Origin of the sequence: Citrobacter sp. Cpo147 (assembly GCF_030332405.1) — a bacterium.
GTDB lineage: Bacteria > Pseudomonadota > Gammaproteobacteria > Enterobacterales > Enterobacteriaceae > Citrobacter > Citrobacter portucalensis.
The window spans coordinates 160,720-180,788 of the sequence record NZ_JAOWHX010000034.1 but is presented as its reverse complement, the minus strand read 5'-3'; the positions used below and the strand labels follow the sequence as shown (position 1 = coordinate 180,788).

Below are 20,069 nucleotides of genomic sequence, written 5' to 3'. Positions count from 1 at the left end.
GGTCCTTTTTGCCAACAAAAAAGCGGTGCCCTACGATAGTGGGACACCGCTTAGTATGGCTCAGGTCACTGAAAATGGCAGGTGATGGCAGTCTCAATGATCCAAATAAAGGTAATGCATCCAACTGGTCATGCGCAGCAGCACTTTACGCATTACCGACACGTGGGCGAAATGGTCAGAATAGACCGCGACCTGGGCATAGATACCGTCCGGCAGCGCATCCACATCGGCATTCGGATCCAGCTCAATTGTTGCCAGCACACCATCGGTACCCGGCACCACCGTTAAGGACTGTAACGCCCCCTGCGCCTGATAAGAACCACCCGGAACGACCGGAAGAATACTGGTTAGCTTGCCGGTGAAAACCTGGCCAGGCAGCGCGTTAAACACCACTTCCGCTTCATCGCCTGGTTTAAGGCGCAGCAGCGAGTTCTGGCGGAATTGCGCCACGATTTGCCGTTTTTGTTCAGGAATAAACACCATTACCGGACGCAAAGGTAATGCTGCTGCGTAAGTCCCCGGACGAATTAAAATCTGCGTGGCATAACCGTTGCTGGGGGCACGAACTACCGTCTGTTCAAGATTATATTTAGCCTCGGCGAGCTGGGCACGCAGGGATGCAACCTGAGATTGCTCCCCGTTGACCATACTGTCTAATTGACTCTGAATCTGCGTCTGTTCTGCCACCGAGCCTTTGACCAGCGCATCCTGTGCCAGATAGTTTTGCCGGGCGTTATCGATATCGCTTTCAGAGAACGGGTTAACCTTCGCCTGGCTGCCTTTCAAATAACGTTGATAATCCTTATACAGGCGATCACGTTCCGCAGACACGCGGGTAGTATTAGCGACCGCTTCCGACAGTTGCGCTTTTAGGTTGTCGATATTATGCGTCGCGGTTACCAGGTCGGCCTGCAGTCTGTCTACACGCGCCTGATAACGTACCGGATCGAGCTTAAACAGCACATCGCCTTTTTTAATGAGCTGATTATTCTTATCCGTTACCTCACTAACAATTCCTGTGACTTGCGGAGTGACCGGAATTGAAATAACCGCTTTTTGCGCCGTAAAGGTATACGGGTGGTTATAGTTCATTAATAAAATCAATCCCGCAACAATGAACACCCCACCTAATGCAGCGGTAGCAAGGGTCCATTGGTTTACCGGAATACGGAATATTTTAAAGATGGCCCAGGCAAAGGCCACATAGGTCAGGACTATCAACAAATCCATGATTAAATCTCCGGAAAGGTGGAGTTATCGGTTTTTTTCTCCCCATCCAGTCTTTTTTCCAACTGGGTGATTCGCGCTGCCAGCGCGGCAATCTCAGGGTCTGACTCCTTTCCGGTCGGTGTGATGTGTGACTGCATTCCCCATCCCTTTTCAGGCTGGTAGAGCGTGGCCCAGATCCACAGGAACGGCCAAATAACATGAAGAGTGAACAAGCTCACCCATCCTGCAGTATGGATGGCATCGGCATGGGGATGGTTACGTTTTTTAGCCATGTTATAGGGAATATCATGAATGGCGATGATTCCGTAAAACAGAACCAGAAAAACGAAGATCAGCACGCCCAGTGCGAAATAATTTAGAAACATACCTGCCTCGAATTCACGCTAATTAGAGTTTTTTTATGCCGGCAGCCGTATGCACCCTGGCTGATGTTTTGAACATAACTGCAGTTAGGGGTTTTCGCCATATCACAAAAAAAATATTTTTTCTGGCGAGAAGTTGCTTTGTTTTGCAATAAAAATGTCAGGAGTAGAATCTGCCGCAGATCACATCTGCTCAAATCCAGATGAAAATACTTTGCGATCCACATCACAAAGATTCAACAAACAGCAAAACCAAAAATGTGAATTAGTTCACATTTAATCCCCATTTTTCATTAAATCTAACCCTGTGATGTTTTTTTGTACCGTTAATTTGTGATGCAAATCACATTAACTAACGCCATACACCCTATATTTACGTGACGAATGTCACATAAAAGTCCGTCGACTGGACAGTTGAACGATTCAGTGCCAGATTTCGCAGTATCTACAGGGTCCGGCTACCTCCTGCCGCTACATTAACAAACCTCGGGCTTTCAGCCTGCGCGATAGCAAACATAAGAAGGGGTGTTTTTATGTCATCCGATATTAAGATCAAGGTGCAAAGCTTTGGTCGATTCCTCAGCAACATGGTGATGCCAAATATCGGCGCGTTTATCGCGTGGGGTATTATCACCGCATTATTCATTCCGACAGGGTGGTTGCCGAACGAAACGCTGGCGAAGCTAGTCGGCCCGATGATCACCTATCTGCTGCCGCTGCTGATCGGTTATACCGGTGGTAAGCTGGTTGGCGGCGAGCGTGGCGGCGTGGTTGGCGCTATCACCACCATGGGCGTTATCGTCGGTGCAGATATGCCAATGTTCCTCGGCGCGATGATCGCAGGTCCGCTGGGCGGCTGGGCTATCAAACATTTCGACAACTGGGTAGACGGTAAGATCAAATCCGGTTTTGAGATGCTGGTGAATAACTTCTCCGCTGGCATCATCGGTATGATCCTCGCCATTCTGGCATTCCTTGGCATTGGCCCATTGGTTGAAGCGCTGTCAAAAATTCTGGCGGCAGGCGTTAACTTCATGGTTGTCCATGACATGCTACCGCTGGCATCTATCTTCGTTGAACCGGCGAAAATCCTGTTCCTCAACAACGCCATTAACCACGGTATTTTCTCACCGCTGGGTATTCAGCAGTCCCATGAGATGGGCAAATCCATCTTCTTCCTGATTGAAGCTAACCCGGGTCCGGGTATGGGCGTCCTGCTGGCGTACATGTTCTTCGGTCGCGGCAGCGCTAAGCAGTCTGCAGGCGGCGCGGCTATCATCCACTTCCTGGGTGGTATCCACGAAATTTACTTCCCGTACGTGCTGATGAACCCGCGCCTGATCCTGGCCGTTATTCTCGGCGGTATGACTGGCGTATTTACCCTGACTATCCTGAACGGCGGTCTGGTTTCTCCGGCGTCTCCGGGTTCTATCCTGGCCGTGCTGGCAATGACGCCGAAGGGTGCTTACTTCGCTAACATCGCTGCTATCTGCGCGGCTATGGCAGTCTCTTTTGTGGTCTCAGCCATTCTGCTGAAAACCAGCAAAGTGAAAGAAGATGATGACATTGATGCCGCAACCCGTCGTATGCACGACATGAAAGCGGAATCCAAAGGCGCATCTCCGCTGGCGGCTGGCGATGTAACCAACGACCTGAGCCATGTGCGTAAAATCATCGTTGCCTGCGATGCTGGTATGGGTTCCAGCGCCATGGGTGCGGGCGTACTGCGTAAGAAAGTGCAGGATGCGGGGCTGTCTCAGATTTCCGTCACTAACAGCGCGATTAACAATCTGCCGCCGGATGTGGATCTGGTCATTACCCACCGTGACCTGACTGAACGCGCGATGCGCCAGGTGCCTCAGGCACAGCACATTTCGCTGACCAACTTCCTCGACAGTGGCCTGTACTCCAACCTGACCGAACGTCTGGTCGCTGCGCAGCGCCACAACGTGAACGAGGAGAAAGTTCGCGACCACCTGAAAGACAGCTTTGAAGAGGGTGATACCCACCTGTTCAAACTGGGTGCGGAGAACATCTTCCTTGGCCGTAAAGCGGCTAACAAAGAAGAAGCGATTCGCTTTGCTGGTGAGCAACTGGTGAAAGGCGGTTACGTTGAGCCAGAATACGTTGAGGCGATGCTGGACCGTGAAAAACTGACCCCGACTTACCTGGGTGAGTCCATCGCAGTACCGCACGGTACGGTTGAAGCCAAAGACCGCGTGCTGAAAACCGGTGTGGTGTTCTGCCAGTACCCGGAAGGCGTTCGCTTCGGTGAAGAAGAAGACGATATTGCCCGCCTGGTGATTGGCATCGCAGCGCGTAACAACGAGCACATCCAGGTGATTACCAGCCTGACCAACGCTCTGGATGATGAATCCGTGATCGAACGTCTGGCCCATACCACCAGCGTGGATGAAGTTCTGGAACTGCTGGCGGGTAAAAAAGCTTAACGCTTAAGTATCTCCAAAATAGTTCGAGCTGCAGGAAGGCGGCAACGCAGTGAATCCCCAGGAGCGTACATAAGTACGTGACTGGGGTGAGCGAGGAGAGCCAACGCATCTGCAGTTCGAAATATGAAGGCGATATCCTCTCCCTTGTGGAGAGGGTTAGGTTGAGGGAAAAGCCTCACCCCAGCCCTCTTGGGTAAAAACATTAATGAAGGTTAATACTATGAAAGCATTACATTTTGGCGCAGGTAATATCGGTCGTGGCTTTATCGGCAAACTGCTGGCGGACGCGGGGATACAGCTGACGTTCGCGGATGTAAATCAGGTCGTGCTCGATGCCCTGAATGCCCGTCATAGCTATCAGGTTCATGTCGTGGGTGAAAACGAGCAGGTTGATACCGTCTCCGGTGTCAACGCCGTGAGCAGCATCGGCGATGATGTTGTTGAACTGATTGCCCACGTAGATTTAGTCACTACCGCCGTCGGTCCGGTCGTGCTTGAGCGTATCGCTCCGGCCATCGCCAAAGGGCTGGTTAAACGCAAGGCGCAGAGAATCACTACTCCACTAAATATCATCGCTTGTGAAAACATGGTGCGCGGAACGACTCAGTTGAAAGGCCATGTAATGAACGCGTTAGCAGATGAAGATAAAGCCTGGGTTGAAGAACATGTTGGCTTTGTCGATTCTGCCGTGGACCGCATTGTTCCGCCTTCGGCTTCAGCAACCAACGATCCGCTGGAAGTTACCGTAGAAACCTTCAGTGAGTGGATTGTCGACAAAACACAGTTCAAAGGTGAACTGCCAAATATCCCAGGAATGGAATTAACTGATAACCTGATGGCATTTGTCGAACGTAAACTCTTCACGCTGAACACCGGGCATGCTATAACCGCGTACCTCGGAAAATTGACCGGTCATCAGACCATCCGTGACGCGATTCTCGACGAGAAAATCCGCGCAGTGGTAAAAGGTGCGATGGAAGAGAGCGGCGCGGTACTGATCAAACGCTATGGCTTTGATGCAGCAAAACATGCGGCATACATTCAGAAAATCCTCGGCCGTTTTGAAAACCCGTATCTGAAAGATGACGTTGAGCGTGTGGGTCGTCAGCCGCTGCGTAAACTTAGCGCAGGCGACCGCCTGATTAAACCACTGCTGGGTACGCTGGAATATGGTTTGCCGCATGCGAATCTGGTTACCGGTATTGCGGCAGCGATGCACTATCGCAGCGAAGAAGATCCGCAGGCACAGGAACTGGCCGCACTGATTGACGAAAAAGGTCCACAGGCCGCGCTGGCGCAAGTTTCCGGGCTGGATGCCAACAGTGATGTCGTGCTTGAGGCTGTTAACGCGTATAACGCAAAGAAATGATGCAGGACCTGGCGCAGGATATCCTGCGCCTGAATAATAGATTGTCAGATATGCAGGCAATAATGGAACAAACGCAGGCCTTTGAAAATCGTGTGCTTGAGCGTCTGAATGCTGGCAAAACCGTACGCAGCTTCCTCATCACCGCCGTAGAACTGCTCACCGAGGCGGTGAATATCCTTGTGCTTCAGGTATTTCGCAAAGACGACTATGCGGTGAAATACGCCGTAGAACCGCTGCTCGACGGCGATGGTCCGTTGGGCGATCTTTCTGTTCGTCTGAAGTTAATCTACGGCCTGGGCGTACTCAGTCGCCCGGAGTACGAAGATGCGGAGCTCCTGATGGCGCTGCGGGAGGAGCTGAATCACGACGGCAACGAATACGCATTCACCGACGACGAAATTCTTGGACCGTTTGGTGAACTTCACTGCGTGACGGCACTCCCGCCGCCACCCCAGTTTGATACCTCAGACTCTGGTTTGCATGCCATGCAGATCCAGCGTTACCAGCAGATGGTACGATCCACCATGGTCCTTTCCCTGACCGAGCTGATTTCTAAAATCAGCTTAAAAAAAGCCTTTCAAAAATAAGACGATGTTTGCTTATTTCTCTTCCTGCTGCGGTCGATACAGCTGCCGATAGTACGCCAGACGTTGCAGATACAGCTGCGCGTTTTCCTGCGGTATTTCTGAAGGGACAACGTTGCGCGGCGGTGTTTTATTCAAATATTCGCGAAAAGCCTGGCTTGAAGCCATAAAATCGACAGTTTTATCAATCAGGACCGAAACGTTCTCACCTATTTTCGCCATAATCTTCCCTCCTCCATGTATTAACCGCGCTCAGCCTGTGCGGTTGATCATTTAAGTTTAGGATCAGTTGGGTGTTTATATTGAGGAAAACGTGCTTCACCACGAACACGCCAATAAAAAGCACCACGGCCGATCTTATCGCTTAAAACTCCTTGTTAATCAATGCAGTAACATTATCATTAGCTAATTAATACTTACGGTATTTGATTATTTATCTTCGAGCAGTTGTGAATAATCCCGCTCTGCGCGCATACTATAGGATATTCATCCTATTTTTATCAGAAGCTATCCTATGAAAGAAGTCGAAAAAAACGAAATTAAACGCCTGAGCGATCGTCTGGACGCTATTCGCCACCAGCAGGCAGACCTGTCCCTGGTTGAAGCCGCCGACAAATACGCCGAGCTGGAAAAAGAGAAAGAAACTCTGGAAGCCGAGATCGCACGCCTGCGTGAAGTTCACAGCCAGAAGCTGAGCAAAGAAGCGCAAAAGCTGACAAAACTTCCGTTCCGTCGGGCCATCACCAAAAAAGAGCAGGCTGACATGGGCAAACTGAAGAAGAGCGTGCGCGGCCTGATCGTCGTCCACCCGATGACCGAGCTTGGCCGTGAAATGGGCCTGAAAGAGATGACGGGCTTCGCGAAGAGCGAGTTCTAATCTCCCACCGGGCAACATCCGCTTGCCCGGTCCTTCATTTCCCCTCGCAATTGGCCCTACCAATTTTAACCAGATCCTACCAGCACCTCACATTTCATTAAAATGTGCGTACAATACCGTTGCCAATAAATAACATTTGATTAACCATTCATTGTCATTACCCCTACACAACAATATTGGCAGGGCCACTTTTACACATAATGTGACCTGGAGATGAGCACAGACTCATTCCATTATGTCGGCGGCCCCCAGGAGACCTGCAATGAATCTCTGGCAACAGAACTACGACCCGGCCGGTAACATCTGGCTTTCCAGTCTGATCGCATCGCTCCCTATCCTGTTCTTTTTCTTCGCCCTGATTAAGCTCAAGCTCAAAGGCTATGTTGCGGCGTCATGGACGGTGGTGATCGCTTTGTCGGTCGCCCTGCTGTTTTACAAAATGCCGGTCGATCACGCTCTGGCATCCGTAGTGTACGGTTTCTTCTATGGTCTGTGGCCGATTGCCTGGATCATTATCGCCGCGGTATTCGTCTATAAAATCTCGGTGAAGACCGGGCAGTTCGACATTATCCGCTCCTCGATACTCTCGATTACCCCAGACCAGCGTCTGCAAATGCTGATTGTCGGTTTCTCCTTTGGGGCATTCCTCGAAGGAGCGGCAGGCTTTGGCGCTCCGGTAGCGATTACCGCCGCACTGCTGGTTGGTCTTGGCTTTAACCCGCTGTATGCGGCAGGTTTGTGCCTGATCGTAAATACCGCGCCGGTCGCTTTTGGCGCAATGGGCATTCCGATTCTGGTTGCCGGTCAGGTTACCGGACTGGACAGCTTCGAGATTGGCCAGATGGTAGGGCGTCAGCTGCCGTTCCTGACCATTATCGTGCTGTTCTGGATTATGGCGATTATGGATGGCTGGCGCGGCGTCAAAGAAACCTGGCCTGCGGTGATGGTCGCTGGCGGCTCGTTTGCTATCGCGCAGTATCTCAGCTCTAACTTTATCGGGCCGGAACTGCCGGACATTATCTCTTCTCTGGTCTCACTGGTGTGTCTGACGCTGTTCCTGAAACGCTGGCAGCCGGTACGCATCTTCCGTTTTGGCGATATGGGCGCTTCGCAGGTCGATATGGACCTGTCGCGCACCCGCTACACCGCTGGGCAGGTGGTACGCGCCTGGTCACCGTTCCTGTTCCTGACCGCTACCGTCACGCTGTGGAGCATACCGCCGTTTAAAGCACTGTTTGCGCCCGGCGGCGCGATGTACCACTGGGTGGTCAATATTCCGGTTCCGTTCCTCGACAAGCTGGTTGCCCGTATGCCGCCGGTCGTACACGAAGCCACGGCCTACGCGGCGGTGTACAAATTTGACTGGTTCTCCGCGACCGGTACCGCAATACTGTTTGCCGCCCTGCTGTCTATCGTCTGGCTGAAGATGAAGCCATCTGCTGCGCTGCAGACCTTTGGCAGCACGTTGAAAGATCTGGCGCTGCCTATCTACTCCATCGGGATGGTGCTGGCGTTCGCGTTTATCTCTAACTACTCCGGGCTTTCATCCACCCTGGCACTGGCCCTGGCGCACACCGGCAGCGCGTTTACCTTCTTCTCGCCATTCCTCGGCTGGCTGGGGGTATTCCTGACCGGGTCCGACACCTCATCAAACGCATTGTTCGCCGCCCTGCAGGCCACGGCCGCTCAGCAAATCGGCGTTTCGGATGTGCTGATGGTGGCCGCAAATACCACCGGCGGCGTGACCGGCAAGATGATCTCTCCGCAATCTATCGCTATCGCCTGTGCGGCAGTGGGATTAGTGGGGAAAGAGTCTGATCTGTTCCGCTTTACCGTGAAGCACAGCCTGATTTTCACCTGCATGGTGGGTGTGATTACCACGCTGCAGGCCTATGTCTTAACCTGGATGATTCCATGATAGTGATGCCCAGACGCCTGTCAGACGAAGTCGCATCTCGTGTGCGGGCGCTGATTGAAGAACAACAGCTGGAGGCGGGCATGAAGTTGCCCGCTGAGCGCCAACTGGCCGTACAGCTCGGCGTATCGCGCAACTCGCTGCGCGAGGCGTTAGCCAAGCTGGTGAGTGAAGGTGTGTTGATTAGCCGTCGTGGCGGCGGGACGTTTATCCGCTGGCAGCATGAAGCATGGTCTGAACAAAACATCGTTCAGCCGCTGAAAACCCTGCTGGCGGACGATCCTGATTACAGTTTCGATATTCTGGAAGCCCGCCACGCCATCGAAGCCAGCACCGCCTGGCATGCAGCTATGCGTGCCACTGCTGCCGACAAAGAGAAGATCAGACTCTGTTTCGAGGCCACACAAAGCGAAGATCCAGATCTCGCCTCGCAGGCAGACGTTCGCTTTCACCTCGCCATTGCGGAAGCCTCGCACAACGTGGTGCTGTTACAGACCATGCGCGGTTTCTTCGACGTATTGCAGTCTTCGGTGAAACAGAGCCGCCAGCGTATGTACCTTGTGCCGCCCGTATTTTCGCAACTGACGGCGCAGCATCAGGCCGTCCTGGATGCGATTGTTGCCGGAGATGCCGACGGAGCGCGTAAAGCAATGATGGCGCACCTCAGTTTTGTCCACACTACGATTAAACGATTTGATGAAGATCAGGCCCGCCAGGCGCGTATCACCCGCCTGCCCGGTGACCCTGGTGAGAATAGCAGGGAGAACAACGCATGATTATTTCAGCAGCCAGCGACTATCGCGCCGCAGCCCAGCGCATCCTACCCCCCTTCTTGTTCCACTATATAGACGGTGGGGCGTATGCAGAGCACACTCTGCGCCGTAACGTGGCAGACCTGTCGGAGGTGGCGCTGCGCCAGCGCGTGCTGAAGAATATGTCCGACCTGAGCCTGGAGACAAAGCTGTTCAACGAAACGCTCTCCATGCCAGTGGCCCTTGCACCTGTCGGTCTGTGTGGCATGTACGCGCGCCGGGGCGAAGTTCAGGCCGCCGCCGCCGCTGATGCCAAAGGCATTCCGTTTACGCTTTCCACGGTATCCGTATGTCCGATTGAAGAGGTCGCTCCAACCATCAAACGTCCGATGTGGTTTCAGCTATATGTTCTGCGCGATCGCGGCTTTATGCGCAACGCGCTGGAGCGCGCCAAAGCGGCGGGTTGCTCCACGCTGGTCTTTACCGTCGATATGCCAACACCGGGCGCACGCTACCGTGACGCACATTCCGGGATGAGCGGCCCAAATGCCGCACTACGCCGCTACTGGCAGGCAGTCACCCATCCACAATGGGCATGGGACGTTGGCCTGAACGGTCGCCCACATGATTTAGGTAATATCTCGACTTATCTTGGTAAACCTACCGGTCTTGAGGATTACATCGGCTGGCTGGCGAATAACTTCGACCCGTCGATTTCCTGGAAAGACCTCGAGTGGATCCGCGAATTTTGGGATGGTCCGATGGTGATCAAAGGGATCCTCGATCCCGAAGATGCCCGAGACGCTGTACGCTTTGGCGCGGATGGTATTGTTGTCTCTAACCACGGTGGTCGCCAGTTAGACGGCGTGCTGTCTTCAGCTCGCGCGCTGCCCGCCATTGCCGATGCGGTAAAAGGCGATATCACCATTCTGGCAGACAGTGGGATCCGCAACGGCCTGGACGTCGTACGTATGATTGCGCTGGGCGCGGATAGTGTTCTGCTGGGACGCGCTTATCTGTACGCGCTGGCCACCCACGGTCAGGCCGGGGTGGCGAATCTGCTACATCTGATCGAGAAAGAGATGAGGGTGGCAATGACCCTGACCGGTGCAAAATCGATTAGCGAAATCAGCCGTGATTCACTGGTACAAGAACTGGGCAAACAGGTGGCTGACTACCCGATGCAGCCCAAACGTGGAAATGCGGCGTAAACGTTAATTTGCTATGCTGCCCCGTACTTAAGGGGGCAGCATGCTAAACATCGTATTATTCGAACCAGAAATCCCGCCAAATACCGGCAATATTATCCGTCTTTGCGCCAACACCGGCTTTCGTCTGCATATTATTGAGCCAATGGGCTTTACCTGGGACGACAAGCGCCTGCGCCGTGCCGGGCTGGATTACCATGAATTTACCGCCGTGCTGCGCCACCCTGATTACGCCGCCTTCGTCGCCGCAGAAAATCCGCAACGTCTGTTTGCCCTGACCACCAAAGGTACGCCAGCGCATAGCGCGGTAAGCTATCAGGATGGGGATTATCTGATGTTTGGCCCGGAAACTCGCGGTCTGCCAGCCAGCATCCTAGACGCACTGCCAGCTGAACAAAAAATTCGTATTCCGATGATGCCGGACAGTCGCAGCATGAACCTGTCGAATGCGGTGTCGGTGGTGGTGTATGAGGCCTGGCGCCAGTTAGGTTATCCCGGCGCGGTATTGCGTAGTTGATTTTTGTCGGATGGCGGCTGACGCCTTATCCGACCTACGAAAGAATTTACCATTATTTTTCGAGCGTTATCGGAGCAGTCAGGTTGGACACGGACTGCGCTTGCCGACCTGCGCGTACACGTAGTACGTGAGGATGGCGAGCACAGCCCGGGTTCAAGATGACAAGTAAGATAGCTCGAAATCAGATTCCATCGCCGTATTCGAACGTATGATGTATCCCGTTGAAATGCTGATCCATATCCATAGACGGTTTATCGCTGTCAGGCTTGCCGACGATGCGCGCCGGTACGCCTGCGGCGGTGGTATGCGGCGGTACGGGCTGTAGCACGACCGAACCTGCGCCAATCTTCGCGCCGCGCCCGACTTCAATGTTGCCGAGAATTTTTGCTCCCGCGCCGATCATCACGCCTTCACGAATTTTCGGGTGGCGGTCACCGCCGGCTTTACCGGTCCCGCCCAGCGTGACGGATTGCAGAATAGAGACGTCATTTTCAATCACCGCGGTTTCACCGACCACAATGCCGGTGGCGTGATCGAGCATAATCCCACGACCAATTTTTGCCGCCGGATGAATGTCTACCTGGAAGGTAACGGACACCTGATTTTGCAAGAATATCGCCAGCGCCTGACGCCCCTGATGCCACAGCCAGTGACCGATACGGTAGGCCTGAAGCGCATGAAAGCCCTTCAGATACAGCAGTGGAGTGGAATATTTATCGACAGCCGGGTCGCGCGTGCGTACTGCCTGAATATCGCAGGCCGCTGAGGCAATCATTTCAGGATCGGCCGCGTAGGCCTCTTCTACGACTTCGCGAATCGCAATGGCGGGCATGATTGGAGAAGCGAGTTTATTCGCCAGCATATAGCTTAGCGCACTGCCGAGATTTTCATGCTTGAGCAGCGTTGCGTGGTAAAAACTGGCCAGCATTGGCTCACATTCCGCCAGTGCCCGGGCTTCCGCTTTAATGTTTTTCCAGACGATATCCAGTTCTTCACACGGCATTGCGTACTCCAGAAGGTAGCAAAACGACCGATCCGTTCTTCGCGGATCGGGTCGTTATATTCAACAGTTCCTTACAGCTAGTGGCGACTCAGCTCGTCCTTGCGTGCACGGCCTAATAACGTCAATGCTGCCTCGCGCGCGTTTTTTCCGCAATACAATACTTGATAAATTTCCTCGGTTATTGGCATCTCAACACCAAAACGGTGCGCCAATTCACGAACTTCTTTCGTATTGCGATAGCCTTCAACCACTTGGCCAATTTTGTCCTGCGCACCCTGCACGTCCATCCCCTGGCCGAGCATCATGCCAAAACGACGGTTGCGCGACTGGTTGTCGGTACAGGTCAGCACCAGATCGCCTAAACCCGCCATCCCCATAAAGGTGGCAGGATCGGCCCCCAGCGCCGCACCAAGACGAGACATTTCGGTCAGCCCACGGGTGATCAATGCGGTTCGTGCATTCGCGCCGAAACCGATGCCGTCAGACATCCCTGCGCCAATGGCAATGACGTTTTTCACCGCACCGCCAAGCTGTACGCCAATGAAATCCGGGTTGCTGTATACGCGGAAGCTTTTGCCGCAGTGCAGCAACTGCTGGAGATCGTCAGCAAAGGTGTCGTCCGTCGAGGCCAGAGAAATCGCCGTCGGCATGCCCGCAGCCAGCTCTTTGGCAAACGTCGGGCCGGAAATAACCGCCAGTGGAATTGAGTCCCCCAACGCTTCACGCGCGACATCCTGCAGCAGACGCCCTGTTTCCGCTTCCAGACCTTTTGTCGCCCAGACCAGTCGTGCGTCAGAACGCATCAATGGTTTGATGTTACGCAGCACTTCGCCAAAGACGTGGCTCGGCACCACCACCAGAATATTACGACTGGCGGCCAGCGCTGTGGCTAAATCACTTTCCAGGCGCAGCGTGTCGGGAAAAGGCACATCAGGAAGGAACGCGACGTTGCAGCGATCGTGCTCGAGAGTCGCGATATGTTTAGGATCATGGCCCCACAGGACAACCTGATGGCCATTTCTTGCCAGGGTGATGGCAAGAGCGGTGCCGTACGAGCCGGCACCAATCACAGTCATTGAAGCATTACTTTGGTTCATCAGGCATCCTGATGTTCTTCAGTACCTTCGCCAGCCTGCTGCTGTAAATAGTTCATGAACAGCGCATCAAAGTTGACCGGCGCAAGGTTCAGTTGCGGGAACGTACCACGTGAAACCAGGCTGGTGATGCATTCGCGGGCATACGGGAACAGAATGTTCGGGCAGTATGCGCCCAGGCAATGCGCCATTTGAGTCCCTTCGATACCACTGATGGAGAAAATACCGCCCTGCTGAACTTCGCACAGGAACGCAGTTTCTTCACCCAGGGAAGCCGTTACGGTGACACGCAGCACTACTTCATACACGTCATCTGCCAGTTGGGTAGATGCGGTATCAAGATCCAGTTTAACCTCTGGCTGCCAATCTTTCTGGAAAACATGCGGTGCATTTGGCGCTTCGAAAGACACATCCTTGGTATAAATACGTTGGATCTGGAAAGCCATTTCAGTGTTATTTTGTTCTGACATGTTGAGAAAACCCTTTAGTGTTGTCCTTTAAATACTTCGGTACGCCTTAACGCAGCAGCGGATCCAGTCCACCACGCGCATCCAACGCATACAAGTCGTCACAACCACCAATGTGCTGTGCATCAATAAAAATCTGCGGAACCGTAGTACGGCCACTGCGCTTGATCATCTCTTCACGCTTCACGGCATCACCGTCAATCGGAAGCTCCTGGAAACTCACACCCTTGCTGTTTAACAGCGCCTTTGCGCGATGGCAAAACGGGCAGGTTGCTTTGGTATAGATCTCAATATTGGCCATGACTTATCTCCAGTGTTCTTTTTACCCTGCGGCATGAAAGAAGACGGGTAAATTACTTGCCGCGAACCAGTGGCAGATTCTCACCACTCCAGCCCGCTACGCCATCTTTCAGTACAGACACCTGCTCAAAACCGGCTTTGATCAGCGCAGTTGCTGAATCCTGGCACTGCATGCCTGAACCATCAACCACAATAACAGGTTTGTTTTTGTGTTTTTCCAGTTCGCCAAAGTTGTTGGCTTTGATTTCGCTCGGCAGCAGGTTAGTGGAGCCAGCGATATGACCTTTGCGGAAGTCGTCGCGCTGACGTAAATCCACGACAACGGCGTCTTCTTTATTGATGAGACGTGTGGCTTCTCCGCGCGTAATCACCTTCACTTTGGAAGTCAGGCTCTTAAACGTGGTAAATAATACAGCCGCCAGTAACGCAATCCAGGCGATACTCAATACAGGGTGGCGACTAACAAATTGCATAATTTCTTGCATGGGGGGTAACAACTCCCGACTCAGTGATTAAAAAAACCAGGAAAGGAGTATACCTGCGCGTTGGCGCAAATACAGCCAGAGCGTGCATTGGATTGCATTTTTGCGGGGCGCTACGGAAAAAAAAACCTAAAACCACGCCCTCTGCGGCGCGCTCTGGTCGATTATTTGATCTTCCGGGGCTACTTTATCGATTCAGCTGTAGTAAAATTACGCAATTATTTTTTATCTATTAAGTGTGAGGTTGTCGCAATGTCGGTTTCTAAAAAACCTATGGTACTGGTGATTCTGGATGGCTATGGCTATCGCGAAGACAGCCAGGATAACGCCATCTTTAATGCCAAAACCCCGGTAATGGATGCCCTGTGGGCAAAACGTCCGCATACCCTGATTGATGCGTCTGGCCTGGAAGTTGGCCTGCCCGATCGCCAGATGGGCAACTCCGAAGTCGGTCACGTCAACCTGGGCGCGGGCCGCATCGTGTATCAGGACCTGACCCGTCTGGATGTAGAAATTAAAGAGCGTACTTTCTTCGCTAACCCGGTGCTGACCAATGCGGTCGACCAGGCAAAAAATAGCGGCAAAGCGGTACACATCATGGGTCTGCTCTCTGCGGGCGGTGTTCACAGCCACGAAGATCACATCATGGCGATGGTAGAAATGGCTGCTGAACGCGGGGCTGAGAAAATCTATCTGCACGCTTTCCTTGATGGCCGTGATACTCCGCCACGCAGCGCTGAACATTCACTGCAAAAATTCGAAGAGAAATTTGCCGCGCTGGGCAAAGGCCGCGTAGCGTCCATCATCGGTCGTTACTACGCGATGGACCGCGACAACCGTTGGGATCGCGTTGAACAGGCTTATGACCTGATGACGTTGGCCAAAGGCGAGTTCCAGTTCGCTACGGCGGTTGAAGGCCTGCAGGCTGCTTATGCCCGCGACGAAAACGATGAATTCGTGAAAGCGACCGTGATCCGTGCTGAAGGCCAGGCTGAAGCCGCCATGGAAGACGGCGATACGCTGATTTTCATGAACTTCCGTGCTGACCGTGCGCGTGAAATCACTCGTGCGTTTGTTAACGCTGATTTCGACGGCTTCGCCCGTAAGAAAGTCGTTAACCTCAACTTTGTGATGCTGACCGAATACGCGGCCGACATCAAAACTGCGGTTGCTTACCCACCAGCATCTCTGGCTAACACCCTTGGCGAGTGGATGGCGAAGCACGACAAAACGCAGCTGCGTATTTCCGAAACCGAAAAGTATGCGCACGTAACCTTCTTCTTCAACGGCGGCGTAGAAGAGCCGTTCAAAGGCGAAGATCGCATCCTGATCAACTCGCCGAAAGTTGCGACCTACGATCTGCAGCCGGAGATGAGCTCTGCTGAGCTGACCGAAAAACTGGTTGCGGCGATTGAGAGCGGAAAATACGACACCATCATTTGTAACTACCCGAACGGCGACATGGTTGGTCATACCGGGGTGATGGAAGCAGCGGTTAAAGCGGTTGAAGCGCTGGATCACTGCGTTGAACAGGTCGCGAAAGCGGTTGAATCCGTTGGGGGTCAGTTGCTGATCACCGCAGACCACGGTAACGCAGAGCAAATGCGCGATCCGTCCACCGGTCAGGCGCATACTGCGCACACCAACCTGCCCGTTCCGCTGATTTATGTCGGTGGCAAGAACGTTAAAGCAGTCGAAGGCGGCAAACTTTCTGATATCGCCCCGACGATGCTGACGCTGATGGGTATGGAAATCCCGCAAGAGATGACTGGTAAGCCGCTGTTCATCGTGGAATAATCCCTCCCCATGAGGGGAAAGGCGATTAATACCATCACTCGGGCCGTGAAACCGCGTAAGTTTTCAGTCAGGCCCTTGTTCTACGCCAGCGCGCTTAGCGCTGGCGTATTGCTGTGCGCCTTTTCCGCCCACGCGGACGAACGCGACCAGCTCAAATCTATTCAGGCCGATATCGCGGCAAAAGAACGCGCGGTACGTCAACAACAACAACAACGCGCCACCCTCCTCGCCCAGCTTAAAGCTCAGGAACAAGCCATCGCCGTTGCCGCAAGGCAGTTGCGCGAAACGCAAAACTCACTGGCGCAGCTGAATGCACAAATCGCAGAGATGAACGCAGCACTCGCGAAGCTGGAAAAACAGCGGGCCGCACAAGAACGCAGCCTGGCAGCCCAACTCGACGCAGCTTTTCGCCAGGGCGAACACACCGGCATTCAGCTCATTCTTAGCGGTGAAGAAAGCCAGCGCGGGCAACGCCTGCAGGCCTATTTCGGCTATCTGAACCAGGCGCGACAGGAAACTATCGCGCAATTGAAACAAACCCGCGAAGAGGTCGACTCGCAAAAAGCCGAGCTGGAAGATAAGCAGAGCGAACAGCAGACGCTACTGTACGAACAGCGCGCTCAGCAGGCTAAGCTGGAACAGGCACGTAACGAACGCCAGAAAACGCTTTCGAGTCTGGAATCATCGATTCAACAGGGTCAACAGCAACTGGGCGAAATGCGCGCCAACGAATCCCGTCTGCGCAACAGCATTGCCCGCGCCGAAGCCGCAGCCAAAGCGCGTGCGGAACGTGAAGCACGCGAGGCGCAGGCAGTACGCGATAAGCAACAGGATGCGTCACGAAAAGGCTCAACCTATAAACCGACCGAAAGTGAAAAATCACTGATGTCGCGTACCGGCGGTTTGGGTTCGCCACGCGGTCAGGCATTTTGGCCCGTTCGTGGTCCAACTCTACATCGTTATGGCGAACAGCTGCAGGGTGAGCTACGTTGGAAGGGGATGGTTATTGGCGCATCCGAAGGCACCGAAGTTAAAGCCATTGCCGATGGTCGCGTCATTCTGGCGGACTGGCTGCAGGGCTATGGCCTGGTGGTCGTCGTTGAACACGGTAAAGGCGATATGAGCCTGTACGGTTATAACCAGAGCGCACTGGTCAGCGTCGGTACGCAGGTTCGCGCCGGGCAGCCTATAGCACTTGTGGGTAGCAGCGGCGGTCAGGGCAGGCCGGCACTCTATTTCGAAATTCGTCGCCAGGGTCAGGCGGTCAATCCACAGCCGTGGTTGGGAAGATAAGTTTTGCCACAACAATTTCGTCGTCTACTACTCTCTCTCGCCAGTCTGCTGGCCTTCGCAACACCTGTATTTGCTGGCAAACTCGCCATCGTCATTGATGATTTCGGCTATCGCCCACACACTGAAAACCAGGTACTGGCGATGCCTTCTACCATCTCCGTTGCCGTTCTGCCTAACGCCCCACATGCGCGTGAAATGGCAATCAAAGCGCATAACAGCGGGCATGAAGTCTTAATCCATCTGCCAATGGCACCGCTGAGTAAGCAGCCGTTAGAGAAAGACACGTTACGCCCGGAAATGAGCAGCGAAGAGATTGAGAGGATCATTCGCGACGCGGTAAGCAAAGTACCGAATGCGGTCGGTCTGAACAACCATATGGGCAGCGCGATGACCTCCAGTCTTTTCGGCATGCAGAAGGTGATGCAGGCGCTGGAACGCTACGACCTCTACTTCCTGGACAGCATGACCATCGGTAACAGCCAGGCAATGCGCGCAGCGTCAGGTACCGGTGTGAAGGTCATCAAACGCAAAGTCTTCCTGGATGACACGCAAAACGAAGCCGATATTCGCCGTCAGTTTAATCGTGCCGTCGAGCTTGCGCGCCGCAACGGTTCCGCAATCGCCATTGGCCACCCTCACCCGTCTACGGTTCGCGTCCTGCAGCAGATGCTGTATAGCCTGCCAGCCGACATCACGCTGGTTCGCCCAAGCAGCTTGCTCAATGAACCACAGGTGGATACGTCCAGACCAAACCTCACGCCACCGAAGAACGGTACACCTGATGCACCGCGTAATCCTTTCCGCGGGGTGAAATTATGCAAACCGAAACAGCCGTTAGAGCCGGTGTACGCCAGCCGCTTCTTCAGCGTGCTCGGCGAAAGCATCACCCAAAGCACGCTGGTGCAGTATATGCGCCTGCAGTGGCAGGGCTGGCAATAATCAGTCTTTACTATCCAGCGTTAAATGGGCCAGGCGGCGCGGCGTCAATGATTTATCGCGCCACTGGCTAAAACGGATAGCCCACAACAGCACCTGATAACCCAGCTTTACGCTGCAGATATTACTCACCATACGCTTGAACATACCCGATACAAATACTTCAGCAATCATGCGCTGGCGGATCTGTGGATCGGGTTCTTTACGAATACAATGACATACTCGCAGTCCCTCATAAATCACTTGTTGCTTAAACTCAGGATAGATAGTGATGCGGTTAGCGTAGCTATGATTAAGTTCGTCCAGCAGGCGAGTGATCTTTATATAGTGCCGTTGATAGTTTAAATTCGCTTCACCCTGCCGCTTCATGTGACTAATTGAGCCATCGTGTTGGTAGTATTTATATAATGGTTTTTCCGTATATTTCGCACGAGTGGCATTAAACATAAACACCGTACTCCACATGACATCCTGATGATGTAACCCAGGGATAAATCTTATATTGTGTTCTTTAATGAGGTCATTTCTATATACCCCCATCCAGAGAACATGCGTCCAGCGGCGCGAAGCAAGCCCCATACGCAACCAGTCTGGGCCGGAGAGAATACCGGTAGAACGCAGACGATCTGTTGGAATGGATACCCAGACTCGGGATGTTTCCCGCGAACTCCAGTCTGCGTTGCTTTGTACAACGTCAAGGTTGTCCTGCAAGGCCATTCCCATCAATGTCTCATACATCTCCGGATAGACTTCATCATCAGCATCAACGAATGCGATGTAATCCCCCACAGCGACATCCAGGCCAAGGTTTCGCGCGACAGAGACACCCTGGTTGGCCTGATGCAGCAGCCGAACATGGGGATATATTTCTGCATAGTATTGCGCAATATCGACTGAGCAGTCCGTAGAACCATCATTTACAATAATGATTTCAAGATCTTTCCAGGTCTGCGCAATTAACGACTCCATACAGTCACGAAAGTAACTACCGGCATTATATAACGGGATAATAACGCTTAATTTATATTTACTTTGCATCGTAGGGTAATCATCTAATCTATGGGATTGTCGTTACTCTATCACCCAATTATTAAGATATTATTAAGGCTTAACAAGAGGTACAATTTCCAGAGAAATAGGCCAGCATTCCTATAAATTTATATTAGCTAGATTGATAACCTATTTACTTACACGTCCGAGAAACAAAAAACAGCACGAATAGCCAACTTAGTTGTTACCTGTGTATGACAAAGGATTTTGTTATACTAACTTGATCTCTATCACAAAATGAACAGTGCAAATGTAATGATGACCAAAGCACTCTTGCTACATTGATGCTTTAAGTCATGAAATTTTCATAACGGAAAGCAATTAATCAATTACTTTCAATTAGATAGAGCATAACACTGTTGTTTATGTGTCTTTTACATAAA

Annotated in this window: 20 protein-coding genes; 11 read left to right on the top strand and 9 right to left on the bottom strand. The window is 52.7% G+C overall.

Translation table 11 applies throughout. From position 1 onward, the window contains the following. Positions 1–93: 93 nt before the first annotated feature. Together OGY06_RS16230 and OGY06_RS16225 are read right to left on the bottom strand one after the other, a co-directional pair. Complete coding sequence (locus tag OGY06_RS16230) at positions 94–1,230, bottom strand: HlyD family secretion protein (protein WP_003827339.1); 1,137 nt, start codon at positions 1,228–1,230, stop codon at positions 94–96. Between the two features lie 2 nt (positions 1,231–1,232). Then, positions 1,233–1,595: a DUF3302 domain-containing protein gene (locus OGY06_RS16225; protein WP_003827338.1), complete on the bottom strand. Its 363-nt coding sequence runs from the start codon at positions 1,593–1,595 to the stop codon at positions 1,233–1,235. 530 nt (positions 1,596–2,125) lie between these two features. On the opposite strand from OGY06_RS16225, the gene mtlA reads away from it, so the two are divergent. From mtlA to mtlR, 3 genes are all read left to right on the top strand, one after another. Further along, complete coding sequence (mtlA, locus tag OGY06_RS16220; RefSeq protein WP_003827337.1) at positions 2,126–4,042, top strand: PTS mannitol transporter subunit IICBA; 1,917 nt, start codon at positions 2,126–2,128, stop codon at positions 4,040–4,042. A gap of 220 nt (positions 4,043–4,262) precedes the next feature. Continuing rightward, positions 4,263–5,411 carry a mannitol-1-phosphate 5-dehydrogenase gene (mtlD, locus tag OGY06_RS16215; RefSeq protein ID WP_003827336.1) on the top strand — a complete coding sequence of 383 codons (1,149 nt, stop codon included), beginning with the start codon at positions 4,263–4,265 and terminating at the stop codon, positions 5,409–5,411. After that, the gene (gene mtlR, locus OGY06_RS16210) at positions 5,411–5,998 is read left to right on the top strand and encodes a mannitol operon repressor MtlR (RefSeq protein ID WP_003024179.1); all 588 of its coding nucleotides are present in this window, start codon (positions 5,411–5,413) and stop codon (positions 5,996–5,998) included. The genes mtlD and mtlR overlap by 1 nt, the downstream gene beginning before the upstream one ends. Before the next feature lie 12 nt (positions 5,999–6,010). Here the strand turns inward: mtlR and OGY06_RS16205 are convergent, their stop codons facing one another. Next, positions 6,011–6,217, bottom strand: coding sequence for a hypothetical protein (locus tag OGY06_RS16205; protein ID WP_003827334.1), 207 nt, complete (start codon positions 6,215–6,217; stop codon positions 6,011–6,013). Positions 6,218–6,509: 292 nt separating this feature from the next. Here OGY06_RS16205 and OGY06_RS16200 point away from each other — a divergent pair, with 292 nt between their 5' ends. The 5 genes from OGY06_RS16200 (at position 6,510) to trmL (ending at position 11,264) form a co-directional block, all read left to right on the top strand. Then, positions 6,510–6,872 carry a YibL family ribosome-associated protein gene (locus tag OGY06_RS16200; RefSeq protein WP_003827333.1) on the top strand — a complete coding sequence of 121 codons (363 nt, stop codon included), beginning with the start codon at positions 6,510–6,512 and terminating at the stop codon, positions 6,870–6,872. A 262-nt stretch (positions 6,873–7,134) separates the two neighbouring features. Then, positions 7,135–8,790 (top strand): L-lactate permease, encoded by a 1,656-nt coding sequence (gene lldP / locus OGY06_RS16195; protein ID WP_003827332.1) that lies wholly within the window; start codon positions 7,135–7,137, stop codon positions 8,788–8,790. Then, positions 8,787–9,563, top strand: a complete 777-nt coding sequence (gene lldR, locus OGY06_RS16190; protein WP_003827331.1) for a transcriptional regulator LldR — start codon at positions 8,787–8,789, stop codon at positions 9,561–9,563. The genes lldP and lldR overlap by 4 nt, the downstream gene beginning before the upstream one ends. Further along, the gene (gene lldD, locus OGY06_RS16185) at positions 9,560–10,750 is read left to right on the top strand and encodes an FMN-dependent L-lactate dehydrogenase LldD (protein WP_286605707.1); all 1,191 of its coding nucleotides are present in this window, start codon (positions 9,560–9,562) and stop codon (positions 10,748–10,750) included. Before lldR ends, lldD begins: the two co-directional genes overlap by 4 nt. A gap of 40 nt (positions 10,751–10,790) precedes the next feature. Then, a complete protein-coding gene (gene trmL, locus OGY06_RS16180) occupies positions 10,791–11,264 on the top strand; it encodes a tRNA (uridine(34)/cytosine(34)/5-carboxymethylaminomethyluridine(34)-2'-O)-methyltransferase TrmL (RefSeq protein ID WP_003827329.1) in 474 nt (157 codons plus the stop codon). Between the two features lie 181 nt (positions 11,265–11,445). Here trmL and cysE read toward each other — a convergent pair whose 3' ends face one another. From cysE to OGY06_RS16155, 5 genes are all read right to left on the bottom strand, one after another. Further along, positions 11,446–12,267, bottom strand: a complete 822-nt coding sequence (gene cysE / locus OGY06_RS16175; RefSeq protein ID WP_003024160.1) for a serine O-acetyltransferase — start codon at positions 12,265–12,267, stop codon at positions 11,446–11,448. Between the two features lie 77 nt (positions 12,268–12,344). Beyond that, a complete protein-coding gene (gene gpsA / locus OGY06_RS16170) occupies positions 12,345–13,364 on the bottom strand; it encodes an NAD(P)H-dependent glycerol-3-phosphate dehydrogenase (protein WP_003827328.1) in 1,020 nt (339 codons plus the stop codon). Continuing rightward, positions 13,364–13,831, bottom strand: coding sequence for a protein-export chaperone SecB (secB, locus tag OGY06_RS16165; protein WP_003024155.1), 468 nt, complete (start codon positions 13,829–13,831; stop codon positions 13,364–13,366). Before secB ends, gpsA begins: the two co-directional genes overlap by 1 nt. Positions 13,832–13,877: 46 nt before the next feature. Then, the gene (gene grxC, locus OGY06_RS16160; RefSeq protein WP_003024152.1) at positions 13,878–14,129 is read right to left on the bottom strand and encodes a glutaredoxin 3; all 252 of its coding nucleotides are present in this window, start codon (positions 14,127–14,129) and stop codon (positions 13,878–13,880) included. Positions 14,130–14,181: 52 nt separating this feature from the next. Beyond that, entirely contained in the window at positions 14,182–14,613 is a 432-nt protein-coding gene (locus tag OGY06_RS16155) for a rhodanese-like domain-containing protein (RefSeq protein WP_003024148.1), read from the bottom strand. Between the two features lie 249 nt (positions 14,614–14,862). Between OGY06_RS16155 and gpmM the strand changes: the two genes are divergently transcribed. The 3 genes from gpmM to OGY06_RS16140 are packed head-to-tail and all read left to right on the top strand — an operon-like array spanning position 14,863 to position 18,639. Further along, positions 14,863–16,407 (top strand): 2,3-bisphosphoglycerate-independent phosphoglycerate mutase, encoded by a 1,545-nt coding sequence (gene gpmM, locus OGY06_RS16150; protein ID WP_003827325.1) that lies wholly within the window; start codon positions 14,863–14,865, stop codon positions 16,405–16,407. 33 nt (positions 16,408–16,440) lie between these two features. Next, complete coding sequence (envC, locus tag OGY06_RS16145; RefSeq protein ID WP_231504629.1) at positions 16,441–17,700, top strand: murein hydrolase activator EnvC; 1,260 nt, start codon at positions 16,441–16,443, stop codon at positions 17,698–17,700. Between the two features lie 3 nt (positions 17,701–17,703). After that, positions 17,704–18,639: a divergent polysaccharide deacetylase family protein gene (locus OGY06_RS16140; RefSeq protein WP_003024138.1), complete on the top strand. Its 936-nt coding sequence runs from the start codon at positions 17,704–17,706 to the stop codon at positions 18,637–18,639. On the opposite strand, the gene OGY06_RS16135 is transcribed toward OGY06_RS16140, so the two are convergent. Continuing rightward, on the bottom strand, positions 18,640–19,674 hold the full coding sequence (locus OGY06_RS16135) for a glycosyltransferase (RefSeq protein WP_063941153.1): 1,035 nt from the start codon (positions 19,672–19,674) through the stop codon (positions 18,640–18,642). It abuts the gene before it with no gap. Between the last annotated feature and the right edge of the window lie 395 nt (positions 19,675–20,069).

Bases quoted from the DNA above. Each gene is read 5' to 3' on its own strand.
- lldP (WP_003827332.1), top strand. From the start codon at position 7,135: ATGAATCTCTGGCAACAGAACTACGACCCGGCCGGTAACATCTGGCTT.
- OGY06_RS16205 (WP_003827334.1), bottom strand. From the start codon at position 6,217: ATGGCGAAAATAGGTGAGAACGTTTCGGTCCTGATTGATAAAACTGTC.
- OGY06_RS16230 (WP_003827339.1), bottom strand. From the start codon at position 1,230: ATGGATTTGTTGATAGTCCTGACCTATGTGGCCTTTGCCTGGGCCATC.
- grxC (WP_003024152.1), bottom strand. From the start codon at position 14,129: ATGGCCAATATTGAGATCTATACCAAAGCAACCTGCCCGTTTTGCCAT.
- OGY06_RS16225 (WP_003827338.1), bottom strand. From the start codon at position 1,595: ATGTTTCTAAATTATTTCGCACTGGGCGTGCTGATCTTCGTTTTTCTG.
- secB (WP_003024155.1), bottom strand. From the start codon at position 13,831: ATGTCAGAACAAAATAACACTGAAATGGCTTTCCAGATCCAACGTATT.
- mtlD (WP_003827336.1), top strand. From the start codon at position 4,263: ATGAAAGCATTACATTTTGGCGCAGGTAATATCGGTCGTGGCTTTATC.
- lldR (WP_003827331.1), top strand. From the start codon at position 8,787: ATGATAGTGATGCCCAGACGCCTGTCAGACGAAGTCGCATCTCGTGTG.
- gpmM (WP_003827325.1), top strand. From the start codon at position 14,863: ATGTCGGTTTCTAAAAAACCTATGGTACTGGTGATTCTGGATGGCTAT.
- OGY06_RS16155 (WP_003024148.1), bottom strand. From the start codon at position 14,613: ATGCAAGAAATTATGCAATTTGTTAGTCGCCACCCTGTATTGAGTATC.
- OGY06_RS16200 (WP_003827333.1), top strand. From the start codon at position 6,510: ATGAAAGAAGTCGAAAAAAACGAAATTAAACGCCTGAGCGATCGTCTG.
- lldD (WP_286605707.1), top strand. From the start codon at position 9,560: ATGATTATTTCAGCAGCCAGCGACTATCGCGCCGCAGCCCAGCGCATC.
- cysE (WP_003024160.1), bottom strand. From the start codon at position 12,267: ATGCCGTGTGAAGAACTGGATATCGTCTGGAAAAACATTAAAGCGGAA.
- gpsA (WP_003827328.1), bottom strand. From the start codon at position 13,364: ATGAACCAAAGTAATGCTTCAATGACTGTGATTGGTGCCGGCTCGTAC.
- mtlA (WP_003827337.1), top strand. From the start codon at position 2,126: ATGTCATCCGATATTAAGATCAAGGTGCAAAGCTTTGGTCGATTCCTC.
- trmL (WP_003827329.1), top strand. From the start codon at position 10,791: ATGCTAAACATCGTATTATTCGAACCAGAAATCCCGCCAAATACCGGC.
- mtlR (WP_003024179.1), top strand. From the start codon at position 5,411: ATGCAGGACCTGGCGCAGGATATCCTGCGCCTGAATAATAGATTGTCA.
- OGY06_RS16135 (WP_063941153.1), bottom strand. From the start codon at position 19,674: ATGCAAAGTAAATATAAATTAAGCGTTATTATCCCGTTATATAATGCC.